Below are 23,092 nucleotides of genomic sequence, written 5' to 3'. Positions count from 1 at the left end.
CCTAGTAAAAAATCTGCTATTTCGGCTCAAATCGGCCAAATTAGCGCGTAACGATTGGGGGCAGACAAAGGGTGTCGGGGGCTACAGAGCAGCATCAAAGAAGTTACAAAATAATAATGGCGGGCAATCAGACGTAAAAAAGGGCACCGAAGCGCCCAATGACATCACAACATCACACATTAACTCTTAGACGTTTTCAGCGCGTAGGCGCCGAGCGGCTTTCACCATGTTCTCCAGCGATTCGCGTGTTTCCGTCCAGCCGCGAGTTTTCAGCCCACAGTCTGGATTTACCCACAGGCGCTCAGCCGGGATGCGGTCTGCAGCTTTACGCAACAGGTCCACAATCCACTCCACGCTGGGCACATTCGGCGAGTGAATATCGTAAACACCCGGACCGATTTCATTCGGATAGTCGAAGTGCCTGAACGATTCCAGCAAGTCCATATCTGAACGAGAAGTCTCGATGGTTATCACGTCTGCATCCAGCGCGGCGATAGAATCCATGATGTCATTGAACTCGCAGTAACACATATGAGTGTGGATCTGTGTTTCGTCACGAGCAATCGCGGCATTCAGTTTGAAGGCGTCAACTGCCCAGCGCAGATAAGCCTGCCATTCGGACTGACGCAGAGGCAAGCCTTCGCGTAGCGCTGGTTCATCGATTTGAATAATGCCGATACCGGCTTTTTCCAAGTCTTCAACTTCGTCACGCAGTGCCAGAGCAATCTGCCTGGCAATGATTTCACGGCTCACGTCTTCACGCGGGAATGACCAGCAAAGAATGGTCACTGGACCGGTCAGCATGCCTTTAACCGGTTTTTCGGTCAGAGACTGCGCGTACTTGGCCCACTCAACAGTAATGGCTTCAGGACGGCTCACGTCACCGATGATTACCGGCGGTTTAACGCAGCGAGAGCCGTAGCTCTGCACCCAGCCGTTTTGAGTAAATATAAAACCGTCCAGATGCTCGCCGAAGTATTCGACCATGTCGTTACGCTCGGCTTCCCCGTGTACCAGCACGTCCAGCCCTAGCCGTTCCTGCTCATTGATTGCCTGCTTGATGTGCTCGCTGATGCCGGTGCGGTAATTTTTACTGTCCAGCCGACCCTGTTTGAAGTCCAGGCGCAGGCCTCGAATTTCGGTGGTTTGCGGGAATGAACCAATCGTCGTGGTCGGCCAGGCGGGCAGATTAAAACGCGTGCGCTGAGACTTGGCACGGTTTGGATAGGCGCTTGGACGCTCGATATCCCTGGCATTGATTGCCGCCAGACGCTTGCCGACAGCGGCGTTGTTTACACGGGTAGATTCTTTACGAGCACGAATTGGGGCGCTGTATTCAGCCAGTTTTCTCTGCGCTTCAGCACTCGGATTGTTCAGTGCATCAGCCAGCAACGCCAGCTCGGCACATTTTTGCACGGCAAAGGCAAACCAGCTTTTCACTTCTGAATCCAGACGCGTTTCGACGCTAAGATCGATTGGGCTGTGCAGCAGTGAACAGGAGCTACCGAGCCAAATACTGCGACCGGCAACCAGAGGTTTAAGGCGATCAAACCAGGTGCTTAAGTCGGCACGCCAGACATTACGGCCATTAATCACGCCCAGCGACAGCAGCCAGTCTTTTGGCAGCGCGTTGGCCACCGCCGTCAGATCATCGCGACCCGCCACGGCGTCAATGTGCAAACCTTGTACCGGCAGATGACGGATAGTTTCCAGATTGTGGCCGATGCTGTCGAAATAGGTAGTCAGCAGCAGCCTGGTTTTACTTTGCAGCGCGGTATAAGCCGGTTTGTAGGCATCCAGCCATTCCTGTGGCAATTCCAGCACCAGTGCAGGCTCGTCGATTTGTACCCACTCAATGCCACGCTCTGCCAGCTCAGCCAGAACTTGCTGATAAACCGGGAGAATATCGTTGATCAGTGACAGGCGGTCAAACTGCTCGCCCTTTACTTTGCCTAGCCACAGGTAAGTCAACGGGCCGAGCAGCACAGGTTTAATCTTGTGGCCTAGCGCCAACGCTTCGTCAACTTCCTCCAGCAACTGAGTCCAGGTCAGTTTGAACTGCTGACCCTTCACGAATTCAGGCACCATGTAGTGATAGTTAGTGTTGAACCATTTGGTCATTTCGGCAGCGGCGGCAGGTTTGCCCGTCGGTGCTCGGCCACGACCCAGGCGGAATAAGGTGTCGATATCGACGGAACCGTCAGCGCCTTGGTGACGCTCTGGAACATTGCCCAGCAACAGGCTGGTAGTCAAAACGTGATCGTACCAGGCGAAATCGCCAACGGGCACTAAATCCACGCCAGCCTGCTGTTGTTGTTGCCAATGGCGGGCGCGCAGTTCGCGGCCCGTCGCCAATAATTCTTCTTGAGTGATGTTGCCAGCCCAGTAGCTTTCTTGAGCTTTTTTCAGTTCACGACGCAAACCAACGCGTGGAAAACCCAGAGTGTGATTCAGTATCGTCATCTTTAAATTCCCATTTGGCCATCCAGATGTTTACACATCCATAATCCGCAGGTACTGTATATTCCACAAGCGCAAATTATTCACAGTGACAGTGAAGGACTCTCATGATCGAACTGAAACACCTGCGGACGCTGCAAGCTCTGCGAAATACCGGCTCTCTTGCCGCCGCAGCGGCACAGTTACACCAGACCCAATCAGCCCTGTCGCACCAATTCAGCGACCTGGAGCAGCGTCTCGGTTTCAGACTGTTCGTGCGTAAAAGTCAGCCGCTGCGCTTTACACCGCAGGGGGAGATCATGCTGCAATTGGCGGAGCAGGTATTGCCACAAATTCAGCAGGCATTGCAGGCCTGTCATGAACCACATCAGGCTTCGCTACGCATCGCGATTGAATGCCACAGCTGTATTCAGTGGCTAACGCCCGCGCTGGATGCTTTTCATCAGACTTGGCCACAGGTGTTGATGGACTTTAAATCAGGTGTGACTTTTGACCCGCAGCCGGCCTTGCAACAGGGCGAGCTGGATATCGTTTTAACTTCCGACATTCTTCCTCGCAGCGGCCTGCACTATTCGCCAATGTTTGATTTTGAAGTTCGACTGGTGCTGGCACCGGATCATCCATTGGCCAGCAAAGACGTGATCACTCCGGAAGATTTGAGCAGCGAAATTCTGCTGATTTACCCGGTTCAGCGCCAACGTCTCGATATCTGGCGACATTTCCTGCAGCCGGCAGGTGTCAGTCCGGCGCTGAAAAGCGTTGATAATACCTTGCTGCTGATCCAGATGGTGTCGGCACACATGGGTATTGCCGCGCTGCCGCACTGGGTAGTGGAGAGTTTTGAGAAACAGGGCCTGGTAGTGACTAAAACTTTGGGTGACGGCCTGTGGAGCCGCCTGTACGCTGCCGTTCGCGATGGAGAGCAGCGACAGGCAGTGACAGAGGCATTTATCCGATCGGCGCGCCAGCACGCCTGCAATCATTTGCCGTTTGTACGAGACGCCTCGCGCCCTGGAATTTCTTCTGCTCCAAGGGCGATTTCAGAACCGCCAGAAGCTTGATGATTAACCCAGATTACGTTGGCGTGTCGCTATCGTCAGCCCTATAACCGCCACGGTAACAAGCGTTGAGGCAAGCAGGGTGAAGCTCAGGGTCATGCCAGTAATATCCATCAGATAGCCGGTTGCAACGGGGAGTAATCCTGCCGGAATATAGGCGCCGATATTGAGCAGCGCGTTGCCTTCGGCACGACGATCGGCGGCGATATTCATCGACAACAGCGTCAGTCCGCCCAATTGCCCCAGCCCCTGTGCGGCACCCGAGGCAAGTGCGGCGATGAAAATCATTTTTACGCCCCCGCCGTGCAGCGTGGCAATAATACTCAGCATCGCCACAATCAGCGCCGTACCGCTAATGTAAAACACCTTGCTGATGGGTAGTTTACGACACAAAATTTGTGTTCCCACCGCGACCGTAAACATCACGCAGGCCATGATCCCGGCAATTACCGGGCTACCGGCATTCGAATAATGGCTCAGTAGCACCGGTCCTAGCGAAAGCATCAGCGAAGTTGCGGTTAGACCCGGCGCGAAAAACAGGCACCCCATCAGCAGATGAAAAATATTCTTCTTCGGGATAGAAGGAAGGCGCAGCGGGCGCGATGCCGACACGCCGATTCGCTGCACCGGCGGCAGGCGTAAAGCAATAATAATTGCGCTCAGTTGCACCAGCAGCTCAACGGCAAAAACGGTGAATACCGGGTGCGGCAAAAAGCGCACAATCGCCCCGCTCATCACTGGTCCCAGCCCTGCTCCGCCAACCATTGCAATCGATGCTACCAGCGCGGCCTGACGTTTACGGCTTTCACCACCAGCATCGACAACCGCGGCCATACTGGCGGTCACGGTAACGCCCACTGCAATCCCGGTCAGAAAACGTGCTGCCAACAGTGCATAAATCGACTGTGCGCCGATAAAACACAAACAGGCCAATACCGAGGCAATCAGGCCGGGAATAATGACTTTTTTACGCCCCAACCTGTCCGCCAGCTGGCCGGCAACCAGCAGCGTGAAAACCAGCGCCAAAATGTAGCAGGCAAAAATCAGCGTTAAAGTACCGGATGAAAAGCCAAATTGCTGCTTCCAGTGGATATAAAGCGGCGTTGGTGCATTGGAAAGCATAAATACGGCGACGACCAACCACGCGGATTTCAGCAGTCGTGCAGGGGAATAGCCTGGAACGCCAAGTTTTGCTGAGTTTATAGGGCTTTCGGCCGGTAATGACTGCGACATGATTTTTTCCTGTTATAAAGCGGCTAAAAACACCTTTCAGAGTGCGGTACAGGATAAAGACAAAAACATAGAAGAAAAATAGGCTAAAATTCTTATCATATCGGACATAAATGTCTTAAATGAGCAGGATCTATAATGAGCAAGCTGAGCGGCATCGAGATATTTGTGCAAGTGGCAGAAACGCGCAGCTTTTCAGAAACGGCGAAACAGTTAGGCGTTTCTTCATCGGCGATAGGGAAAAGTATCGCCCGGCTTGAGACGCGTTTATCGGTACAGCTGTTTTACCGCAGCACCCGCAGCATTACTTTGACCCACGAAGGGTCGCAGTATCTTGAGCGCTGCCGCCGTATTCTGGACGAGGTGCAAAACGCCGAGCTTGAACTGATGGAAAGTCATCGCGCGCCGCAGGGGCAATTAAAAATCAGCCTGCCATTTGTCGACGTCATTGTTCTGCCACTGATCAGCGGGTTTATGCAACGCTACCCGGAAATTCAGCTTGATATCGATATGACCGATCGCATGGTCGATATTATCGAGGAAGGCTTTGATGCCGTGATCCGCACTGGCACGCCGGTCGATTCACGGCTGAAGTCGCGCTATCTCGGTGGGTATCAGCGAGCCATTGTTGCCGCTCCGGCCTACATTGCGCAACGAGGCATGCCTCAGCAGCCGTTGGATTTATTGCAACACGCCTGCCTGTTGCACAAGTATCCGAGCACCGGCCGCATTGAACAGTGGACCGGCTCCATTGACGCTTCCGAGCTTCCCGCCGCCATGGTTTGCAATACCAATCGGGTGATAATCGACGCCACGCTCAAGGGGCTTGGCATTGCCTGTCTGCCGGAATATCAGGTTCGAGCCTATTTGCGTGACGGCTTGCTGCTGCCAGTGTTTGCCGATCAGCCAGCGGCCGAGAACGGCTATTGGGCGCTATGGCCGGTGAGTAAGCACGTCACCCCCAAACTGCGGGCATTTATCGACTATCTGGTGGAATACTTCGCCCAAAACCCGTTAAACCGCTAGTTTTTGGCAAACTCTGAGCTTGTCCTAAAAATCATCCAAACAACAGGCTAATGAAGTAAACTTAATGTAGGAAACATCCAGCAGGAGATTTTACCATGAAAGGTTTTCAACAGATTCTAGCGGGACTTGGGATGATGCTAATGACCGCTTCCAGCTTCGCCGCGATCACCCAAACGCCCATCGAAAGGCAGCAGCAGCTACTGAATAATCCGGCGCAACAACGGATGCTGCAGCGGATGCAAAGCGATCAGCAATTACATCAGCGCCAACAAGAGCAAGACCTGAAATTCAGCCAGCAGCAGCAGCGACTAAGGCTGCAATCTCAGTCACTCAACGATCAGCAGCGTTTGCAGCAAAGCCAGCTCGATAATAATCAGCAACGCTTGCAGCAGAAGCTTAATCAAACGCCATAGTATTTAATCAAACACAACAGTATTTAACAAACACCACAGTATCTGCACTGGTGATGAGTAATTATTAGGCGCTCACTGGGTATTAAATTTGATACTACATTTAATACCCAAGTAAATTTAAGCCTCTGTAATCAATCGCTACCGTTTGTGAAGGCTTTAAACCGCGAAATCAGGGCCGATAAGATCGATGCGATCGGTGCAGATGCAGTCCACGCCCCAGTCCAGCAGCAGCCGCGCTCTTTCCGGGCTATTCACGGTATACACCAGAATGCGCAGACCTGCCTGATGCAGGCTCTCAACCCGTTCTTCAGTCAGCTCTTTATGATTGATATGCAAAGAAACGCAGCCCAGACGCGAGGTAAGCGCCTGCCAGTTTTCATCCCATTTATCCAGCAATAGACCACGCGGTAACTCAGGTACAGCAGCCTGTGCAGCTTCAAGAGACGGCACATCAAACGAAGAAAGCAGCGGGGGAACTGACTGACCACGCCATAATTCAGCCGCCGCCAGCGCCACTTTTTCGCCTGTTTCATACGCCAGCCCGGTGGTGCCTTTAATTTCGATGTTGGCCATCATGCCGTATTCGGCACAGCGCGACGCAACCTCAGAGAGCAACGGCAGTTTTTCTCCGCTAAAGCTGGTGCTGTACCAACTGCCAGCATCGAGCTGCACCAGCTTGTCCCAGCTCAGCTCACCCGCTACGCCCCAGCCATTGCTGGTTCGATTCAGGGTGTCGTCGTGCAACAGGAAAATCTCGCCGTCCTGCGCCAGCTTGGCGTCAAACTCAATCATGCTGTGACCGAGGCGAGCCCCGGTATCAATTGCTGCCAGGGTATTCTCAGGCGCTAGCGAACCGCCGCCGCGATGAGCCACAATGCGTGGATAAGGCCAAACTGTCATTTTCACTCCATCCGTAATCCGCTTTTCGAATCAAAAAAGTGTAGCGCGTGAGCGGGTAAAACCAAACGTAAATACGTGCCGCTAGCCGGACAATTTTCGTGAGAGAGTCTGACCACCACCCCACTTCCTGCCCAAACTCCGTGCGCCAGGTTATCCGCGCCCAGCAGCTCAAGGTTTTTTAGCTCCATCGGAATGCCACTGTGCGGATCATTGGTTAGCTGAATATGTTCAGGTCGTACACCCAAGGTCAATTCACGGCCGCCCCATTCTGGTCGCGCCTTTGGCAATGGGAGTTCGTAGCCGCCCTCCATCACCAGAGAGGTACCGTCGGTGGTCAGTTGACCCGGCAATAAATTCATCGCCGGAGAGCCGATAAAGCTGGCGACGAACAGGCTGGCGGGACGCTGATAAACCTCGGAAGGCGTACCGATTTGCTCGGCAATCCCTTTGTTCATCACGATTACTCGTTCGGCCAAGGTCATGGCTTCCACCTGATCATGAGTCACATACAGGCTGGTGGTGCGCAATCTGCGATGCAGCTGTTGCAGCTCGAGACGCATCTGCACGCGCAATTTGGCATCAAGGTTTGATAACGGCTCGTCGAACAGGAATACTGCCGGTTCTCGCACGATGGCGCGCCCCATTGCCACGCGTTGACGCTGGCCGCCGGAAAGCTCACGCGGCTTGCGTTTCAGCAACGGACCCAATTCCAGTATGCGCGCCGCTTCCTCAACGCGCGACTGAATCTGCACCTTGCCAAAACCGCGAATTTTCAGGCCATAGGCCATGTTGTCGTACACGCTCATGTGCGGATACAGTGCGTAATTTTGAAACACCATCGCAATACCGCGATCTTTCGGCTCAAGATTGGTCACACGCACGTCGTTGATATAAATATCACCGCTGGTGGTGCGCTCGAGGCCAGCTACCATACGCAACAGCGTTGACTTACCGCAGCCGGAAGGGCCAACCATCACGATGAATTCGCCGTCAGCGACATCCAAATCGATAGTCTTGATTATCTGGTTTTGTCCGTCGTAGGACTTGGTCACTGCCTGGAGTTTTAAATTTGCCATGTTTATTGTTTACCAAATGAATCGTTTACCAAGTTAATCATTTCTCGCTGTCTACCAGGCCGCGCACAAACCAGCGCTGCATCAGGAGTACCACCGCCAAGGGTGGTAATAACGTCATGATCATCGCAGCCATTACCTGATTCCACTGTGTTGAGCCGTCTCCCGAAGAGATCATGCTTTTAATCCCCGCCACCGCCGTGCCCATCGAGGCATCGCTGGTGACAAGAATTGGCCACAGGTATTGGTTCCAGCCGTAAATAAAGGTGATGACAAACAGCGCCGCCAGATTGGTTTTCGAGAGCGGCAGGACAATGTCCCAGAAAAAGCGCATTGCTCCTGCGCCGTCGATGCGCGCCGCTTCCAGCAACTCATCCGGCAGCGTCATAAAGAACTGGCGAAACAAGAACGTAGCCGTGGCAGAAGCCATCAAAGGCAAAGTCAGGCCGGTGTAGCTGTCAAGCATGTGCAGATTGGCGATCACTTGTACTGTAGGAAAAATACGTACCTCAACCGGCAGCATCAGTGTCATAAAGATCAGCCAGAAGAACAGGTTACGCAACGGAAAACGGAAATAGACGATGGCGTAGGCCGACAGCATCGAAATCGAAATCTTGCCGATGGTAATTGCCATCGCCATGATAAAGCTGTTCAGCAACAGCGGGCCAAATGCCGGGCTGCTGCCGCCTGCGCCCTGTGACCAAATAGTCCGTATATTTTCGAAAAAGTGCCCGCCCGGAACCAGACTCATCGGCACTTCAAAAATCTGTTTGTTATCGAGCGTCGCGGCAACAAAGGCCACGTACAGCGGGAATAACACCAGCAGCACGCCAATAATCAGCACCAGGTGACAGAAAATATCGAGACCTCTTCTGTTTTCGATCATTGGTAACGCACCTTACGCTCAACGAAGCGGAACTGAATAAATGTCAGGGCGATCACCATGACCATTAATACCACCGACTGTGCGGCAGAGCTTGAGAGGTCGAGCCCGGTGAAACCTTCGCGATAAACCTTGTAAATCAACGTTGTTGTCGCCTGTACCGGACCGCCTTGCGTGGCCGCATCAATTACCGGGAAGGTATCGAAGAAGGCATAAACCAGATTGACCACCAGCAAGAAGAAACTGACTGGAGAAATCAGCGGCAACACCAAATTAAAGAAACGACGAATTGGGCCAGCGCCGTCGATGGCAGCGGCCTCGACCAGCGAACGTGGAATCGATTGGAGCGCAGCGAGGAAAAACAAGAAGTTATAGCTTACCTGCTGCCAGATAGATGCCAGTACTACCAGGAACATCGCCTGTCCGCTGTTCTGTGCGTGGTTCCAGTTATAGCCGAGCGTGCCAAGGAAGTGAGTGATCAGCCCTAATCCAGGACTAAACAGAAACATCCAGAGAACAGCAGCCACGGCGGGCGCTACGGCATAAGGCAGAATTAGCAAAGTCTGATAAATACGACTACCGCGGATTACGTGATCCACCATCGCAGCGAGCAGCAGCGAAATACCCAGGCCGAAAAACGCCACCATGAAGCTGAATTTCAGCGTGGTGTTGAAAGAAGCGAGATAGTAGGGGTCCTGGAACAGCTGCTGAAAGTTGGTGAACCCAGCAAACTGGCTCGAGATACCAAAAGGATCCATGGTTTGCACGGAATACCACAGTGCCTGACCGGCGGGCCAGAGGAAAAAGATCGCCGTAATCAACAGCTGAGGCAAAACCAGCACATACGGCAACCAACTACAGCCAAACCCGGGACGGTGTGAACTCATAGGAATTACTCATAGAAACTAAGGGCTGAAAAGGGCAACGAAGATCAACGATGGCATCACCAAACTGTTCAAAAGAACAATGCGTAACAACGGCTGTCGAGATTCATTGTTACGCACTGCCCTATTGATTTGGCAACGGTCGTTGTTATTGCTTAACAGAGGCTTCAAAACGGCGCAGCAGCAGGTTACCGCGCTGTACTGACTCATCAAGCGCCTGTTTTGCCGTCTTCTGGCCGCTCCATACGCCTTCCAGCTCTTCATCTACGATGGTACGGATTTGCGGCATGTTGCCCAGACGTAGACCTTTGGTAAACGGCAACGGCGGTTTGTTCATCATCTGGCGAGTTGCAACGTCAGAACCTGGGTTCTTATCGTAGAAGCCCTGCTGTCTGGTCAGCTCATAGGCGGCAGTGGTAACCGGGAGATAGCCCGTTTTTTGATGCCATTCCGCGGCAATTGCCGGAGTTGTCAGGAATTGCAGGAACTCGGCCACGCCTTTGTAGGTCGCATCATCCTTGCCTTTCATCACCCACAGGCTGGCACCACCGATAATGGCGTTCTGCGGCGCGCCTTTCACGTCAGCGTCGTAAGGCATCATGCCTACACCATAGTTGAATTTGGCATACTGACGAATATCGGCCAGCGAGCCAGATGAGGCGGTAGTCATCGCGCAATCGCCGTTGTAGAACTTGGCAGTAGACTCATCCTGACGACCAAAATAGGTGAACTCACCTTTCTTGTTCATATCTTCCAGAAACTGAATGTGTTTGATCTGCTCCGGCTTGTTAAATTCCAGAACTGCGTCGGTGCCGTCGAAACCGTTATTTTTGGTCGCCACCGGCAAACCGTGCCAGGCGCTAAAGTTTTCAATCTGGATCCAGCCCTGCCAACCGCTGGCATAGCCGCACTTCATGCCGGCCTCTTTCAGCTTCGCAGTATCCTGTTCCAGCTCTTGCCAGGTTTTTGGCGGCTGATCGGGATTCAGACCCGCTTTCTTAAACGCGTCTTTGTTGTAGTACAGCACCGGCGTGGAGCTGTTGAACGGCTGAGACAGCAGACGACCCTGAGAGTCTGAATAGTAACCGGAAACCGTTGGAACGAATTGGGAAACGTCTTCTTTCAGGCCCGCGTCAGCGAACACTTGATAGACCGGCTTGATCGCTTTACTGGCCATCATGGTCGCGGTGCCAACTTCATAGACCTGCAAAATCGCCGGAGCATTGCCGGTGCGATAAGCGGCAATACCGGCAGCCAGATTCTGGTCGTATTTGCCTTTATAAACAGGAACAATTTTTACGTCAGGATGCGTTTGGTTAAAACGATCGGCCAATGAGTTGACCTCTTTGCCTAACTCGCCGTCCATGGAATGCCAGAAAGGAATTTCCGTGACGGCCAGAGCGTTGGCGCTGAAAGCCAGCATCAGTGCTGCACCCAGAGCCGATTTTTTTAAATTGTTGAACATGCCTGTCTCCTGAATTCTGCCGGTGTTTGAATTTGTAATTGCAGAGAAGTAATGGAAGTTAAAAAACTTTTTTATTCGGGAGCTAACATGACACGGCTAAATGACAGAAAAATAACCGTTAAATGACAATGACGTGACAGCAGAGTGAAACGCAGATGACGGGAAGATGGCAAAAAAGAAGCGCATCGGGTTAGCGATGCGCCTTAAGTTATTTATCAGTTTGCACTAAGCTTAACCGCCTCAGTGAGACAGCCAACCTGTTATCTCGGTTTTACAGCGCGCGTTTCAGGCGGGCAACGGCTTCATGCAGCTGCTCTTCTGTCGCGGTCGCGAAGGAGATACGGAAAGTCGAGTAATCCGGATTGTCCGAGAAGAAGAACTCGCCCGGCACGAAGACTACGCCCTGCTCGAGGGTTTTCTTCATCCATTCGGTACAGTTACGCGGCTCGCGGAATCGCGCCCACAGGAACATACCGCCTTTAGGATATTCGAAGGTCAAAACGTGGCCAAGCTCGCGTTCCAGCAACTCGGCCAGTACGGTACATTTCTTTTTGTAGGCAGCACGGATAGTTTCAATCTGCTTATCCAGTCGACCCAGCCCCAAATAGTATTCCGCCACAGTTTGCGACAGCGAGCTAGCGTGCAAGTCGGCGGCCTGTTTGATGATCGCCACTTTATTCAACAGCCATTGCGGCATGATAACCCAGCCAAGACGCAGGCCCGGTGCCAGAATTTTGGAGAATGTTGACGTGTAGATGATGTTATCTGCATGGCCGTATTGAGCATGCGAAAGCTCGTAAAGGGTCGGCAGGCGCTCGTCCGTGAAACGAAGCTCGCCATACGGGTCATCTTCAACGATCAGGAAATGGTGCTCGGCGGCCAGTTTTACCAGCTGCTCGCGACGCGCCAAACTCAGCGTCACGCCACTTGGATTGCCAAAGGTCGGTACTAAGTAAACGCCTTTGATTTTGCGGGTTTTCAGCACTTCGGCCAGTTCGTCAACCTTCATGCCGTCGCCGTCAGAACCAACGGATACCAGATTTGCTTCAGCCAGTTCCAAGGTTTGCAGCGCGGCCAAATAAGTTGGGCGCTCAACAACGAACACGTCATCCGGGTTAACCACCGCGCGCATCACCAGATCGAGCGCCTGCTGGGATCCGGCGGTCACTACAATATCTTCCGGCGTGGCAACAATGCCGCGACCTTTGCACAGCTCGGCAATGCCGACGCGCAGTCCGTGACTGCCTTCAGTCAGGCCGTATTGGAATGCTAACTCAGGCCGCTCGGTAATTGCCAGTTGGGTGGCTTGCGCCAAACCTTCAAAATCGAATAGCGCCGAAGAAGGAATACCTCCCGCCAGTGAAATAACGCCTTCCATTTGGCTTTGCTTGAGCAATTCCCGAATAGCCGAACTCTTGAGCCTGGTCATGCGGGCGGCGAGTAAACCTTCTGTGTTCATTTAATGTTCCCGGTCGTGTGCAAAATTGATAAGAATGTGAGCAAAGTTAATTTATAGATAAACAAAAAACCGCAAAGCACTTAGCGTGCGGTTTAATAGATTTAACACAGATTTTTTTGGAATCAACAATCTTTATCACACTAGCAGGCAAGCGGCACGCCCTGCGCGCTGGGCAAACGGCTTACCAAACGCAAATTTCCTTGAAAAAAGTCAGGTAACGAATCTGGAGTGATCAGGTAAACTGTCACCGTCCTTTTTCCCTAAAAATCTGCATCTCATCATGAAATTAACCATTGAAAGACTCGACGCATTAACTGATCAGGATAAAATTGATTTAGCCAAAATCTGGCCGAATCAACAGGTCTCCGATTGGCAAAGCGAGGGCGATCTGAAGATAATTTTTGCCGCTCGTTTTAATGATCGCCTGCTGGGTGCAGTAAAAGTTTCTATTAGCGGCAAGCAGGCTGAATTAAACGATTTATGCGTGCGTGAAGTCACCCGCCGTCGCGGTGTCGGGTTGTATTTGCTGGAAGATTTGCAGCAACAGTTGCCTGAAGTGCGGGATTTCTCAATGCAGGCAGTGGCTGATAAACCGGCCTTAGACGCTTTTATGCGCGCCTGCGGATTTGAATTAATAGCAGACGGCTGGCATAAAACACGGCATTGATTCTGCGAGTAATTTTTATCTCAAGCAGCAAGGCGACTGTTTTTTCGGCAAATTCTAGGTATAAAAAAGCGACCTCAAGGTCGCTTTTTACTTTGCATTTGTCTGTATTATCGCATCAGGCTTCGATCGCTGTGCGCAGCTTTTTCATCGCATTCTTTTCAAGCTGACGGACACGTTCGGCGGAAACACCATACTTGTCGGCCAACTCTTGCAGCGTCGACTTGTTGTCGTCGTCGAGCCAGCGAGCACGAATAATATCCTGGCTACGCTCGTCCAGACCTTCCATTGCGAAAGTCAGTTTATCGGCGGCGTTACTTTCCCAGTTATCTTCTTCGATGCTTTCAGCAAAGTCAGAGCTTTTATCCTGCAGATACAGCATCGGTGCCATAGCCTGACCATCGCGCGGCTCTTCGTCCGGCGTTGGGTCAAAGGTCATGTCCTGCGCTGCCATGCGGGATTCCATTTCCAGCACGTCTTTGCTGGTTACGCCAAGTTCACGCGCAACATGCTCGACTTCTTCATGGCTGAACCAACCTAAACGCTGTTTATTTTTGCGCAGGTTAAAGAACAGCTTACGCTGAGCTTTGGTGGTCGCGACCTTCACGATACGCCAGTTACGCAGAACGTATTCGTGGATCTCGGCTTTGATCCAATGCACAGCGAAGGAAACCAGGCGTACGCCGACTTCTGGATTAAAACGGCGAACCGCTTTCATCAGGCCGATGTTGCCTTCCTGGATAAGGTCAGCCTGTGGCAAACCGTAACCTGAATAATTACGAGCGATATGAGCGACAAAGCGTAAGTGAGACAGGATCAGATGCTTGGCCGCTTCCAGATCACCCTCGTAATGCAGCCGTTCAGCCAGCGCCCGCTCTTCCTCTGCCGTAAGCATAGGATAGGCATTGGCGGCCCGAACATAGGCTTCCAGGCTACCTTGGGGGACTAATGCTAAAGTTTGCATTTCTTTGGTCATTAAAGCCTCTCTAATGTGACGTAAGAAGGTTTTACACAACGTTGCCGTGGAATGAATACCGACGGATACAGTTCAACGAAGAACCACTCACATTTGCTGCTGATTTGACCCTGAATCTCGTTCAAAGTTCATTCTTAGCGCCTTCTCGGCCCAATGACTTTATGCGAGGTAAAGGGGAAATGATTGGGAAATTGTGCTTACCGGGGAAGAACAAGTTAAGGTCCTAAATTATAAGGATCCTTTGACGCAGAGTATTAATATGGGGATCTTCCCTTGCAGCACAATCCGCAGCTACAAGGGAAGAGTATAACAAAAAAATCTTACTGTGGTGTAAATCGTCGTAAATGTTGTACGGTTGCCAGGTAAGCGGCGATCCAGCCAATCATTGCCGAGATCAGCAGCAGCAGCAGGCTTTCGTCCCAGCCAAGGCCGTGCAGAACAAAGGTCGTGCCGAACACCGATGCCACCTGAGTAACCACGGTTTCCAGACGCCACACCAGCCCTTCGGAAAGGATCAATGACAGCACCGCGCCGCAGAAGCCCAACATTGCCCCGCCGTTAAGGAAAGGTCGCAGAATGAAGCCGTCGGTGGCACCAATTAGCTTCATCACGTTGATGGTATCGCGGCGGCTGAAAATGCTCAGGCGTACGCTGTTACCAATGACCAGGAACACGGCGACTATCATCAGCACGCCGATCATAGAAGCAATTTGCCCCACCAGCCCGGTTAGCGCAGCAAGACGTGCAAACCAGCTGTCATCCATGCGGACTTGCTCAACGCCCTGAACCGCAGCAATGCGATCACGCAAAGTGCTCAGCGTCTTGGAATCCTCAAAATTCATTTTCGGCGTAACAATCGCCAAAGCAGGCAATGGATTCTGTTCCAGCATATCCAGCGCGCCGCCAAAACCTGACCAGTTGCGGAACTCACTTAACGATTCTTCACGGGACAGATAATTGACTTTATCGACCCCAGCTTCGGCCTTCAGCTGTTTGATAACGTTGAGAGCGCCGTCATCGTCCAGCGATTTATCAATAAACACAGTCAATTGCGGCGTGGGATACCACTGCTCGGCTGCCTGACTAACGTTTTTCCATACTAGATAGCAAACGCTCGGCAGAGTCAGTGAGATGGCGATCACCATAATCGTTAACAGTGTGGCCAGCGGCTGGCGCAGCATGTCACGGATGGTATTGCTCCAAGCATAGCGCCACTGCTCGCGGAAACCGCCCTGCAATGATTTACTCTTCGATTCAGGGGTGCTCTTGGCTTTCCTGACCGGTTTTGGACTATTCGCCATAGTACGCGCCTCCGGCCATTCTTCCCTGACTCAAAGTCAGCGTGCGATAACGTCGGCTGGCAATCAGCCCCATGTCATGGGTTGCCATCAACACGGTTACGCCGACACGGTTAAATTCTTCAAACAACCGCAAAATCCCCTCCGACAGCGCTTCGTCCAGGTTACCTGTAGGTTCATCGGCCAACAGTACCGCCGGTTTATTCACCACGGCACGAGCAATGCCCACGCGCTGCTGCTCGCCGCCGGACAGCTGGATAGGGAAATTTTTCGCCTTGTCCAGCAGCCCGACTTTGTCCAGCGCGGCAGAAACGCGACGGCGAATATCTTCACCGCTGGCACCAGCGATAATCAATGGCATAGCCACATTGTCGTAAACGGTTCTATCCAGCAGCAAGTGGTGATCCTGGAAGATCATGCCGATCTGACGACGCAGGAACGGCACCTCGCGACTCTTCAAGCGGCTAATATCATGTCCGCCAAACAGGATATTTCCTGCACTCGGGCGTTCGATACCGCAAATCAGTTTCAACAGTGTACTTTTACCGGCTCCAGAATGGCCGGTCAGAAACGCCATCTCTCCCTGCTGAATATGAAAATCGACGCCTTGCAGCGCCTGTCGCCCGCCTAGATAAGCTTTACTGACCTGTTCAAAGCGAATCATCCGTATTAATCCTCTCGGGCAAAAAGTGCCTCAATAAAATCGTCAGCCTTAAACGGCCTTAAATCTTCGATACCCTCACCTACGCCGATGTAACGGATAGGGATCTCAAACTGGTCGGCGATAGCGAAGATCACGCCGCCCTTGGCGGTACCGTCCAGCTTGGTCAAGGTGATGCCCGTCAGACCAACTGCTTCGTTAAACAGCCTGGCCTGGCTCACCGCGTTCTGCCCAGTACTGGCATCCAGCGTCAGCATAACCTCGTGAGGGGCGTCTTCGTCCAGTTTTTTCATGACCCGGACAATTTTCTTAAGCTCTTCCATTAAATGGGATTTATTCTGCAAACGGCCCGCAGTATCGGCGATTAGCACGTCAACTTTGCGTGATTTGGCTGCCTGAATCGCGTCGAAAATCACCGAGGCAGAATCAGCGCCGGTATGCTGGGCAATCACCGGAATATTGTTGCGCTGGCCCCACACCTGTAGCTGTTCGACCGCCGCTGCACGGAAGGTATCGCCCGCCGCCAGCATTACCGATTTACCTTCGGCCTCAAACTGGCGCGCCAGTTTACCGATGGTTGTGGTCTTACCGACGCCGTTAACACCGACCATCAGGATGACATACGGGGTTTTCCCGCCAACATCCAGCGGCTTATCAACTTTAGCCAATATTTCAGACATTTCTTCCTTCAGCTTGCTGTAAAGCGCTTCAGCATCTTTCAACTGCTTGCGGCTGGCATGCTCGGTCAGGGAAGTAATGATTTTACGGGTAGTTTCGACGCCGACATCAGCGATCAGCAGCTGTTCTTCCAGCTCCTCGAACAGCTCGTCATCAATTTTCTTGCCGCGGAACAGGCCAATAAAGCCGGAACCTAAATTCTGCCTGGTTTTAATCAGGCTGCGTTTAAGGCGCGCAAAGAAGCCTTCTTTGGTTGGGCGCTCCTGCTCGGTCTGCTGTTCCAGCGCAGGCAGGCTGACCAACGGCTCTTGTGCAACCGGTAAATCCTGCACTTCAGGCACGTCGTGCTCTGGCTCGATCACTGTCTGGGGCAGATGTTGGTGCGCGGCAACCTGCTCGGTGACTTCAACGATTTCCTGTGCCAGCACTTGTGAAGTCGGCTCAACCTCTTTTATCGTCTCGACGTCAATGATCGCTGGCTCGGCTTCGGGCTGGTGCTCTGCAATTGCAGGCTCGGCTTCCGGCAGACTTTCAATAACCTCAGGCTCTGCAACTTCAGGTTCTATGACACTAGACCCTACAGTCTCGGATTCTATAACCACTGGCTCGACGTGCTGAGGCTCGGAAATGATTTCGTGGGCTTTATCAACGATTTCTGCTTCGGCGACTGCGGCAGCGTCCCATTCTCCGGCGTGCTCTTCGCGAGGAGCTTCATGATGCTGTTCAGAAGCTACGTGCGCCTCGGCTTCGGCATGTTCTACCGGCTCAACGGGCTGCTCAAGTTTTTCTGCATCTTGCGGCTGTTCTTCTTCCTTGCGACCACGTCCAAACCAGGAAAGAAAGCCGCGTTTTTTCTCTTTTGCCATTTTACAACTTCACTCCACGCCGTTAATTCTCGACGAACGGATTATTAATAGGGTAATAACCTAGCAGTCTATCACTTTCCCTTAAACGCAACACGCCTGAGTGATGAATTCACTGCTCATACAATCAACTACGCGCCGAACCGTTACGCAAGAGAGGGATAAATGTTTGCCCAAACGTGCCACACCGGTAGAATAGCCCTCCAAACCGTGTTCTGAACACCCACGACGAAATTTATACAACCAGAATTTATACTCAAAAACTATGGCAAAAAAACCGCAAACCCCGGCTGCTGGCCAGATCCGCCTGATTGGTGGGCAATGGCGTGGACGCAAGCTACCGGTGCCGCACAGCCCAGGACTGCGCCCGACGACAGATCGGGTGAGAGAAACATTATTTAACTGGCTGGCCCCGGTAATTCAGGGTGCGCGTTGCCTGGACTGCTTCGCCGGCAGTGGCGCACTGGGTATCGAAGCCCTGTCGCGCTATGCGGGCAGCGCCACGTTGCTGGAATTCGAAAAACCGGTAGCTCAGCAACTCGAGCGTAATCTCGCGCTGCTGAATGCGCAGCAGGGTCAGGTGATTAACGTTAACACCATGAATTGGCTAGCTAAAAGTGGCACACCCTATGATGTGATTTTTCTCGATCCGCCTTTTCGCAAAGGCATCCTGCAAGACACGCTCGGATTACTCGACGCAAACGGCTGGTTGGCTGATGAAGCCTGGATTTACATTGAATCAGAAGTGGAACACGGCCCGATCCCGGTGCCCAATGGCTGGCGTCTGCATCGCGAAAAAATAGCCGGACAAGTTGCCTATCGTTTATATCATCGCGACGTTACGCCAGACGCGGACACCTCGCCACAGGAGCAGTCAGATGTTGATTAATTTTGGTCGTTTACTGATGCTTTGCATCTGGATTTTCTTGCTGTCGAACATCGTGCACCCGTTCCCTAAACCGATGAGATATTTCCTCGACGTGGCGATGGTGTTTATGTTCTTCATGCACGGGATTCAGGTCATGCTGCTTAAAGCCACGCAGGCCAAAGATCAGCCTAAGATTGGCGGCTGGCTTGAGCTGCGAATTTTCCTGTTCGGCGTATTTGAACTGCTGGCCTGGCAGAAGAAACAGCCGCCGCTGCCGAAAAAATAAATGACTACGGCGACTCTGTCGATGACTAAGGTAATTGTGTTGCCTGTCAGAGTCGCTTATCGCCATCGCATCTTTCATCCCCAGCACGGCGCGATTTGGCTAGATAAAAGTTAAACCAACCTGTCTAAATCCCCAGTTTATTTCACTAAAGCAATTTTAAGCCTGTTTTAAGATTGTCGGCCCCCCCGTGCCTCTCCTACACTGAAAGGATGTGGTGGAGCGGGAATTGCTCCGCTGTTTTGGCAGTTCTTTGCTTTCTTTGAATAGATAAGGACAAACAATGAGTTGGCCGTTTATTGCTGTATTTCTTTCTGCCTGGCTGTATGTCGATGCTCGCTATCGGGGGCCGCGCTGGCAAGGTTGGCTGTTTAAACCTGTTACCCTGCTATTGTTGATGCTGCTCGCGTGGTTAGCGCCGGTGATTTCCACCAATGGCTACCTGATTGAAGTGGGCCTGCTGGCAACGCTGATTGCCGATGCGCTGCTGCTATTGCCTAAAGAGCGCTACCTTTACGCTATCGGGGCATTTTTCCTGTCGCACTTGCTTTACACCCTGAGCTTCGCCAGTCAGATGAGTTTTGTATACTACTGGCCGCTACCCGTCGTGCTCCTCGTCATCGGCCTGGTTTTGCTGGCAACGATCTGGACCCGACTCGAAGAAATGCGCTGGGCGATTATCACCTTCATGGTTATGACCTTAATCATGGTATGGGTTGCCGGCGAGCAATATTTCTTCCGTGGCACTAACGCAGCCTTCGCAGCACTTTGCGGCGCGATCCTGTTGCTGGTCGCCAATATCGTCTGGATGGTCAGCCATTACCGCTATAAATTCCGCACGGCAGACGCCATTGTTGCCGCCTGTTATTTCGGCGGCCACTTCCTGATTGTGGAATCACTGTATCTGTAACGCCTTCTGCCCCCTTTAAATAATTGAAATTATTAGCGTAAAAATTATTTAAAGGGGGCGTTGGGCATCGGCCTGTACTTTCGCCTTGACCCTGGAGTCCACTCCAAGGTGTACACTCCTGCAATCAGCGTTCGAAGACGCTATTCAGGAGAGTTTATATGTCTACACATCAACATTCTTCCAGCTGTGGCGGGAGCTGTAAAAGTTCGGCCCCTCGCACGACGACGTTCAAGCAAATTAGCCGTATCAAACCTGTTGGCCCGCATCCGGCTGATTGCTGTAGTGATTCTGCGCCTCTGGCCGCCTCTTCCTGCTGTACTTCAACCCCACCCAGTGGGCACTCACACTCGCACAACCACGAGGCTTGCGACAGTGATGATAATGAAGGCGGTGATGAGGAAAGTCCCGGCGCGGCTCAACCCAATACACAGCGTTTAAGCTGGTTAGTAACGGGTATGGATTGCCCTAGCTGTGCGCGCAAGATTGAAAATGCCGTCGGCGGCCTGGCCAATATCAGCAAGGCCAAAGTACTTTTCGCAACCGAAAAACTGGTGGTTGATGCCCCTCACAACCTCTCGGCTGAAAGCCTTTCCCTAAAAATCACTCAGGCCGTTGAAGCCGCCGGTTTCACGCTGATCGAGCCAGAATCCCCCGCTGCTGCAGCGCCCTCCTTTCTGCGGGAAAACGCCTTACTGATTGGACTGATTGTACTGATGCTGCTGAGTAGTTTACTCAATCAGTTTACGCCGCAGTTTGGCAAAATCGCCTTTACTCTAACTACGCTGGTTGGCCTGTGGCCGGTGCTGCGTCAGGCAATTCGTCAGACTCGCAGCGGCACGCCCTTTGCCATTGAAACCCTGATGAGCATTGCCGCAATTGGCGCGCTGTTTATTGGTGCCACCGCCGAAGCAGCGATGGTTCTGCTGCTGTTTATGGTCGGTGAAAAGCTTGAAGCCTTTGCCGCCAGCCGAGCGCGCAGTGGTGTCAAAGCCCTGATGGCACTGATCCCCGAAAGCGCCCAGAAGATGGTCGCGGGTAAATTGCAGACGGTGCCAGTTGCCAGCCTGCGCCCTGATGATGTTATTGAAGTCTCGGCCGGTGGCCGTTTGCCGGTGGATGCCGTGTTGATGCAGGCCGCTGCGAGCTTTGATGAAAGCGCGTTAACCGGCGAGTCCGTTCCGGTCGAACGCCAGCCCGGCGAAAAAATTCCGGCAGGCAGCCTGTGTGTTGATACGGTTGCGCAGCTCAACGTGTCTTCTGCGCCGGGCAAAAGCGCAATCGACCGCATTTTGCAGCTGATTGAAGAAGCAGAAGAACGCCGCGCACCCATCGAGCGTTTCCTCGATACCTTTAGCCGTTATTACACTCCGGTTATCATGCTGATGGCGCTGCTGGTCATTCTCATCCCGCCGCTGGCGATGGGTTTAGCTTGGGAAACCTGGATTTATCGCGGGCTGACGTTGCTGCTGATTGGTTGCCCTTGCGCATTGGTGATTTCAACCCCAGCCGCGATTACTTCTGGACTGGCGGCGGCAACACGTCAGGGCGCGCTAATCAAAGGCGGTGCCGCGCTCGAACAGCTGGCGCTGGTTGAGACTATTGCATTGGACAAGACAGGCACGCTGACCGAAGGCAAACCAGAGGTCACCGACAGTATCGCATTAGCCGATATTTCGGTATCGCAGCTGCTGGCAATGGCCGCAGCCGTGGAGGTCGGCTCGCATCATCCGCTGGCCAAGGCGATTATCGAAGCGGCCACGGCGCAACCGGCTTTGACTGCCGAACGTCGTCGAGCACTAGCTGGTGTGGGCGTTGAAGGTTGGATACACGAAAAACGGGTATTGGTCGCTGCCCCCAAACATTTGCCTGAAAATACCTTGGCGACCACAGTGGTTGCGCAAATTACCAAGCTGGAGTTGATGGGTAAAACCGTCGTCGTGATTGTTCAGGATGAGCGCCCGGTTGGGCTGTTGGCGATGCAGGACAAACTGCGGGCGGATGCTATCAGCGCGTTGGCGGACCTTAAACGATTGGGAATTGAAACGGTGATGCTGACCGGCGATAACCCGCTGGCCGCACAAAGTATTGCCGCCAAACTGGGCATCGACTTCAAGGCAGGTCTGCTTCCGGCAGATAAAGTACGTGCAGTGGCCGAGCTTAGCCAGAACCGGGTTACAGCAATGGTAGGTGACGGCATCAACGATGCACCGGCGATGAAGGCCGCGCGTATAGGTATTGCGATGGGCAGCGGCACCGACGTAGCGCTGGAAACTGCCGATGCGGCCCTGACTCACAATCGCCTCGGCGGTCTGGCACAGATGATTGAGCTTTCACGAGCAACGCGGGCTAACATCCGCCAAAACATCACTATCGCTCTGGGTCTAAAGGGGATTTTCCTGGTGACGACGCTGATTGGATTGACCGGTCTTTGGCTGGCGGTATTAGCAGATTCGGGGGCAACGGCCTTGGTCACGGCCAATGCGCTGCGGTTACTCAGGAAAAAATCATAAAATAATCAGGTCAGAATGCTGGACTGTTTAAAATCTAAAAGCACTGGCGTGGTTATGCGTCGGTGCTTTTTTATTACAACCCTTTTTTCAGCAGGTAGCGATAAGGCAGCTGTTCAATGTCAGAGGCTACTAAGGTGTGTTCCATAAAACGGCAGAAGCCTGGAATATCGCGGGTAGTTGCCGGATCGTCGGCCAAAATCAGCAGGGTTTCACCGTCGTTCATTTTACGCACGGTTTTGCGCACCATCATTACCGGCTCTGGGCAACGCAGGCCGAGCGCGTCTAACTGGTGGTCGGGATGGTCAAATACGTCGTTCATGGTGGCGGTTTCCCCTTTCTGATTCACCCTGTTTAAGCCGCGACAGTTTAACTCGCAATTTAAACGACGCAAGCGATGTTGTACCCCAAAGCCCCTAGCGCTGTAACAAGGCGGCAAGAGAGTGAATCCCGATGAGCTTACATTTAGTCAATGATTCGGGTGAAAGAGTGAAGCCAACGATGTTACATCCCAAGACCCGTTGGCGCCGTAA

The 23,092-nt window shown here is 52.6% G+C and carries 21 protein-coding genes; 8 read left to right on the top strand and 13 right to left on the bottom strand.

All coding sequences use genetic code 11. The features are described from left to right. Positions 1 to 186 precede the first annotated feature (186 nt). On the bottom strand, positions 187 to 2,463 hold the full coding sequence (metE, locus tag SPM24T3_RS20745; RefSeq protein WP_009638785.1) for a 5-methyltetrahydropteroyltriglutamate--homocysteine S-methyltransferase: 2,277 nt from the start codon (positions 2,461 to 2,463) through the stop codon (positions 187 to 189). 104 nt (positions 2,464 to 2,567) lie between these two features. Here metE and metR point away from each other — a divergent pair, with 104 nt between their 5' ends. Further along, positions 2,568 to 3,521: an HTH-type transcriptional regulator MetR gene (gene metR, locus SPM24T3_RS20740; protein WP_009638784.1), complete on the top strand. Its 954-nt coding sequence runs from the start codon at positions 2,568 to 2,570 to the stop codon at positions 3,519 to 3,521. Between the two features lie 3 nt (positions 3,522 to 3,524). Here the strand turns inward: metR and SPM24T3_RS20735 are convergent, their stop codons facing one another. Further along, on the bottom strand, positions 3,525 to 4,751 hold the full coding sequence (locus tag SPM24T3_RS20735) for an MFS transporter (RefSeq protein ID WP_009638783.1): 1,227 nt from the start codon (positions 4,749 to 4,751) through the stop codon (positions 3,525 to 3,527). A 135-nt stretch (positions 4,752 to 4,886) separates the two neighbouring features. Between SPM24T3_RS20735 and SPM24T3_RS20730 the strand changes: the two genes are divergently transcribed. Then, the gene (locus SPM24T3_RS20730; protein ID WP_009638782.1) at positions 4,887 to 5,774 is read left to right on the top strand and encodes a LysR family transcriptional regulator; all 888 of its coding nucleotides are present in this window, start codon (positions 4,887 to 4,889) and stop codon (positions 5,772 to 5,774) included. 95 nt (positions 5,775 to 5,869) lie between these two features. Then, positions 5,870 to 6,187, top strand: coding sequence for a hypothetical protein (locus SPM24T3_RS20725; protein ID WP_009638781.1), 318 nt, complete (start codon positions 5,870 to 5,872; stop codon positions 6,185 to 6,187). 156 nt (positions 6,188 to 6,343) lie between these two features. Here SPM24T3_RS20725 and ugpQ read toward each other — a convergent pair whose 3' ends face one another. From ugpQ to SPM24T3_RS20695, 6 genes are all read right to left on the bottom strand, one after another. After that, positions 6,344 to 7,087 (bottom strand): glycerophosphodiester phosphodiesterase, encoded by a 744-nt coding sequence (ugpQ, locus tag SPM24T3_RS20720; protein WP_009638780.1) that lies wholly within the window; start codon positions 7,085 to 7,087, stop codon positions 6,344 to 6,346. A 2-nt stretch (positions 7,088 to 7,089) separates the two neighbouring features. Beyond that, positions 7,090 to 8,163, bottom strand: coding sequence for a sn-glycerol-3-phosphate import ATP-binding protein UgpC (locus SPM24T3_RS20715; protein WP_009638779.1), 1,074 nt, complete (start codon positions 8,161 to 8,163; stop codon positions 7,090 to 7,092). A gap of 37 nt (positions 8,164 to 8,200) precedes the next feature. Beyond that, the gene (ugpE, locus tag SPM24T3_RS20710) at positions 8,201 to 9,046 is read right to left on the bottom strand and encodes a sn-glycerol-3-phosphate ABC transporter permease UgpE (protein WP_009638778.1); all 846 of its coding nucleotides are present in this window, start codon (positions 9,044 to 9,046) and stop codon (positions 8,201 to 8,203) included. Further along, complete coding sequence (gene ugpA / locus SPM24T3_RS20705; RefSeq protein ID WP_009638777.1) at positions 9,043 to 9,930, bottom strand: sn-glycerol-3-phosphate ABC transporter permease UgpA; 888 nt, start codon at positions 9,928 to 9,930, stop codon at positions 9,043 to 9,045. Before ugpA ends, ugpE begins: the two co-directional genes overlap by 4 nt. A 145-nt stretch (positions 9,931 to 10,075) precedes the next feature. After that, positions 10,076 to 11,392, bottom strand: a complete 1,317-nt coding sequence (gene ugpB, locus SPM24T3_RS20700; RefSeq protein WP_009638776.1) for a sn-glycerol-3-phosphate ABC transporter substrate-binding protein UgpB — start codon at positions 11,390 to 11,392, stop codon at positions 10,076 to 10,078. Positions 11,393 to 11,663: 271 nt separating this feature from the next. Next, a complete protein-coding gene (locus tag SPM24T3_RS20695; RefSeq protein ID WP_009638775.1) occupies positions 11,664 to 12,851 on the bottom strand; it encodes a PLP-dependent aminotransferase family protein in 1,188 nt (395 codons plus the stop codon). Between the two features lie 280 nt (positions 12,852 to 13,131). Between SPM24T3_RS20695 and panM the strand changes: the two genes are divergently transcribed. Beyond that, positions 13,132 to 13,518 (top strand): aspartate 1-decarboxylase autocleavage activator PanM, encoded by a 387-nt coding sequence (gene panM / locus SPM24T3_RS20690; protein ID WP_009638774.1) that lies wholly within the window; start codon positions 13,132 to 13,134, stop codon positions 13,516 to 13,518. Positions 13,519 to 13,633: 115 nt separating this feature from the next. On the opposite strand, the gene rpoH is transcribed toward panM, so the two are convergent. The 4 genes from rpoH to ftsY form a co-directional block, all read right to left on the bottom strand. Next, positions 13,634 to 14,491: an RNA polymerase sigma factor RpoH gene (gene rpoH / locus SPM24T3_RS20685; RefSeq protein WP_009638773.1), complete on the bottom strand. Its 858-nt coding sequence runs from the start codon at positions 14,489 to 14,491 to the stop codon at positions 13,634 to 13,636. Between the two features lie 320 nt (positions 14,492 to 14,811). Beyond that, a complete protein-coding gene (ftsX, locus tag SPM24T3_RS20680; RefSeq protein ID WP_009638772.1) occupies positions 14,812 to 15,792 on the bottom strand; it encodes a permease-like cell division protein FtsX in 981 nt (326 codons plus the stop codon). Next, positions 15,782 to 16,453 carry a cell division ATP-binding protein FtsE gene (gene ftsE / locus SPM24T3_RS20675; protein ID WP_009638771.1) on the bottom strand — a complete coding sequence of 224 codons (672 nt, stop codon included), beginning with the start codon at positions 16,451 to 16,453 and terminating at the stop codon, positions 15,782 to 15,784. The genes ftsX and ftsE overlap by 11 nt, the downstream gene beginning before the upstream one ends. A 5-nt stretch (positions 16,454 to 16,458) precedes the next feature. Next, positions 16,459 to 17,994: a signal recognition particle-docking protein FtsY gene (gene ftsY / locus SPM24T3_RS20670; protein ID WP_009638770.1), complete on the bottom strand. Its 1,536-nt coding sequence runs from the start codon at positions 17,992 to 17,994 to the stop codon at positions 16,459 to 16,461. Positions 17,995 to 18,256: 262 nt separating this feature from the next. On the opposite strand from ftsY, the gene rsmD reads away from it, so the two are divergent. The 4 genes from rsmD to SPM24T3_RS20650 all read left to right on the top strand — a co-directional run bounded on the left by rsmD (position 18,257) and on the right by SPM24T3_RS20650 (position 22,562). Further along, positions 18,257 to 18,880 carry a 16S rRNA (guanine(966)-N(2))-methyltransferase gene (gene rsmD / locus SPM24T3_RS20665; RefSeq protein ID WP_009638769.1) on the top strand — a complete coding sequence of 208 codons (624 nt, stop codon included), beginning with the start codon at positions 18,257 to 18,259 and terminating at the stop codon, positions 18,878 to 18,880. Next, positions 18,870 to 19,145 (top strand): DUF1145 family protein, encoded by a 276-nt coding sequence (locus tag SPM24T3_RS20660; RefSeq protein WP_009638768.1) that lies wholly within the window; start codon positions 18,870 to 18,872, stop codon positions 19,143 to 19,145. Before rsmD ends, SPM24T3_RS20660 begins: the two co-directional genes overlap by 11 nt. 280 nt (positions 19,146 to 19,425) lie before the next feature. Beyond that, on the top strand, positions 19,426 to 20,052 hold the full coding sequence (locus SPM24T3_RS20655; protein ID WP_009638767.1) for a lysoplasmalogenase: 627 nt from the start codon (positions 19,426 to 19,428) through the stop codon (positions 20,050 to 20,052). Between the two features lie 158 nt (positions 20,053 to 20,210). Further along, a complete protein-coding gene (locus SPM24T3_RS20650) occupies positions 20,211 to 22,562 on the top strand; it encodes a zinc/cadmium/mercury/lead-transporting ATPase (RefSeq protein WP_009638766.1) in 2,352 nt (783 codons plus the stop codon). A 73-nt stretch (positions 22,563 to 22,635) separates the two neighbouring features. Here the strand turns inward: SPM24T3_RS20650 and tusA are convergent, their stop codons facing one another. Then, complete coding sequence (tusA, locus tag SPM24T3_RS20645; RefSeq protein ID WP_009638765.1) at positions 22,636 to 22,881, bottom strand: sulfurtransferase TusA; 246 nt, start codon at positions 22,879 to 22,881, stop codon at positions 22,636 to 22,638. Positions 22,882 to 23,092: the final 211 nt, after the last annotated feature.

Origin of the sequence: Serratia sp. M24T3, from assembly GCF_000257645.1 — a bacterium.
Taxonomy (GTDB): Bacteria; Pseudomonadota; Gammaproteobacteria; order Enterobacterales; family Enterobacteriaceae; genus Rouxiella.
The sequence above is the reverse complement of the archived record's forward strand: the minus strand, read 5'-3'. Positions and strand labels throughout refer to the sequence as shown.

Bases quoted from the DNA above. Each gene is read 5' to 3' on its own strand.
- metE (WP_009638785.1), bottom strand. From the start codon at position 2,463: ATGACGATACTGAATCACACTCTGGGTTTTCCACGCGTTGGTTTGCGT.
- metR (WP_009638784.1), top strand. From the start codon at position 2,568: ATGATCGAACTGAAACACCTGCGGACGCTGCAAGCTCTGCGAAATACC.
- SPM24T3_RS20735 (WP_009638783.1), bottom strand. From the start codon at position 4,751: ATGTCGCAGTCATTACCGGCCGAAAGCCCTATAAACTCAGCAAAACTT.
- SPM24T3_RS20730 (WP_009638782.1), top strand. From the start codon at position 4,887: ATGAGCAAGCTGAGCGGCATCGAGATATTTGTGCAAGTGGCAGAAACG.
- SPM24T3_RS20725 (WP_009638781.1), top strand. From the start codon at position 5,870: ATGAAAGGTTTTCAACAGATTCTAGCGGGACTTGGGATGATGCTAATG.
- ugpQ (WP_009638780.1), bottom strand. From the start codon at position 7,087: ATGACAGTTTGGCCTTATCCACGCATTGTGGCTCATCGCGGCGGCGGT.
- SPM24T3_RS20715 (WP_009638779.1), bottom strand. From the start codon at position 8,163: ATGGCAAATTTAAAACTCCAGGCAGTGACCAAGTCCTACGACGGACAA.
- ugpE (WP_009638778.1), bottom strand. From the start codon at position 9,046: ATGATCGAAAACAGAAGAGGTCTCGATATTTTCTGTCACCTGGTGCTG.
- ugpA (WP_009638777.1), bottom strand. From the start codon at position 9,930: ATGAGTTCACACCGTCCCGGGTTTGGCTGTAGTTGGTTGCCGTATGTG.
- ugpB (WP_009638776.1), bottom strand. From the start codon at position 11,392: ATGTTCAACAATTTAAAAAAATCGGCTCTGGGTGCAGCACTGATGCTG.
- SPM24T3_RS20695 (WP_009638775.1), bottom strand. From the start codon at position 12,851: ATGAACACAGAAGGTTTACTCGCCGCCCGCATGACCAGGCTCAAGAGT.
- panM (WP_009638774.1), top strand. From the start codon at position 13,132: ATGAAATTAACCATTGAAAGACTCGACGCATTAACTGATCAGGATAAA.
- rpoH (WP_009638773.1), bottom strand. From the start codon at position 14,491: ATGACCAAAGAAATGCAAACTTTAGCATTAGTCCCCCAAGGTAGCCTG.
- ftsX (WP_009638772.1), bottom strand. From the start codon at position 15,792: ATGGCGAATAGTCCAAAACCGGTCAGGAAAGCCAAGAGCACCCCTGAA.
- ftsE (WP_009638771.1), bottom strand. From the start codon at position 16,453: ATGATTCGCTTTGAACAGGTCAGTAAAGCTTATCTAGGCGGGCGACAG.
- ftsY (WP_009638770.1), bottom strand. From the start codon at position 17,994: ATGGCAAAAGAGAAAAAACGCGGCTTTCTTTCCTGGTTTGGACGTGGT.
- rsmD (WP_009638769.1), top strand. From the start codon at position 18,257: ATGGCAAAAAAACCGCAAACCCCGGCTGCTGGCCAGATCCGCCTGATT.
- SPM24T3_RS20660 (WP_009638768.1), top strand. From the start codon at position 18,870: ATGTTGATTAATTTTGGTCGTTTACTGATGCTTTGCATCTGGATTTTC.
- SPM24T3_RS20655 (WP_009638767.1), top strand. From the start codon at position 19,426: ATGAGTTGGCCGTTTATTGCTGTATTTCTTTCTGCCTGGCTGTATGTC.
- SPM24T3_RS20650 (WP_009638766.1), top strand. From the start codon at position 20,211: ATGTCTACACATCAACATTCTTCCAGCTGTGGCGGGAGCTGTAAAAGT.
- tusA (WP_009638765.1), bottom strand. From the start codon at position 22,881: ATGAACGACGTATTTGACCATCCCGACCACCAGTTAGACGCGCTCGGC.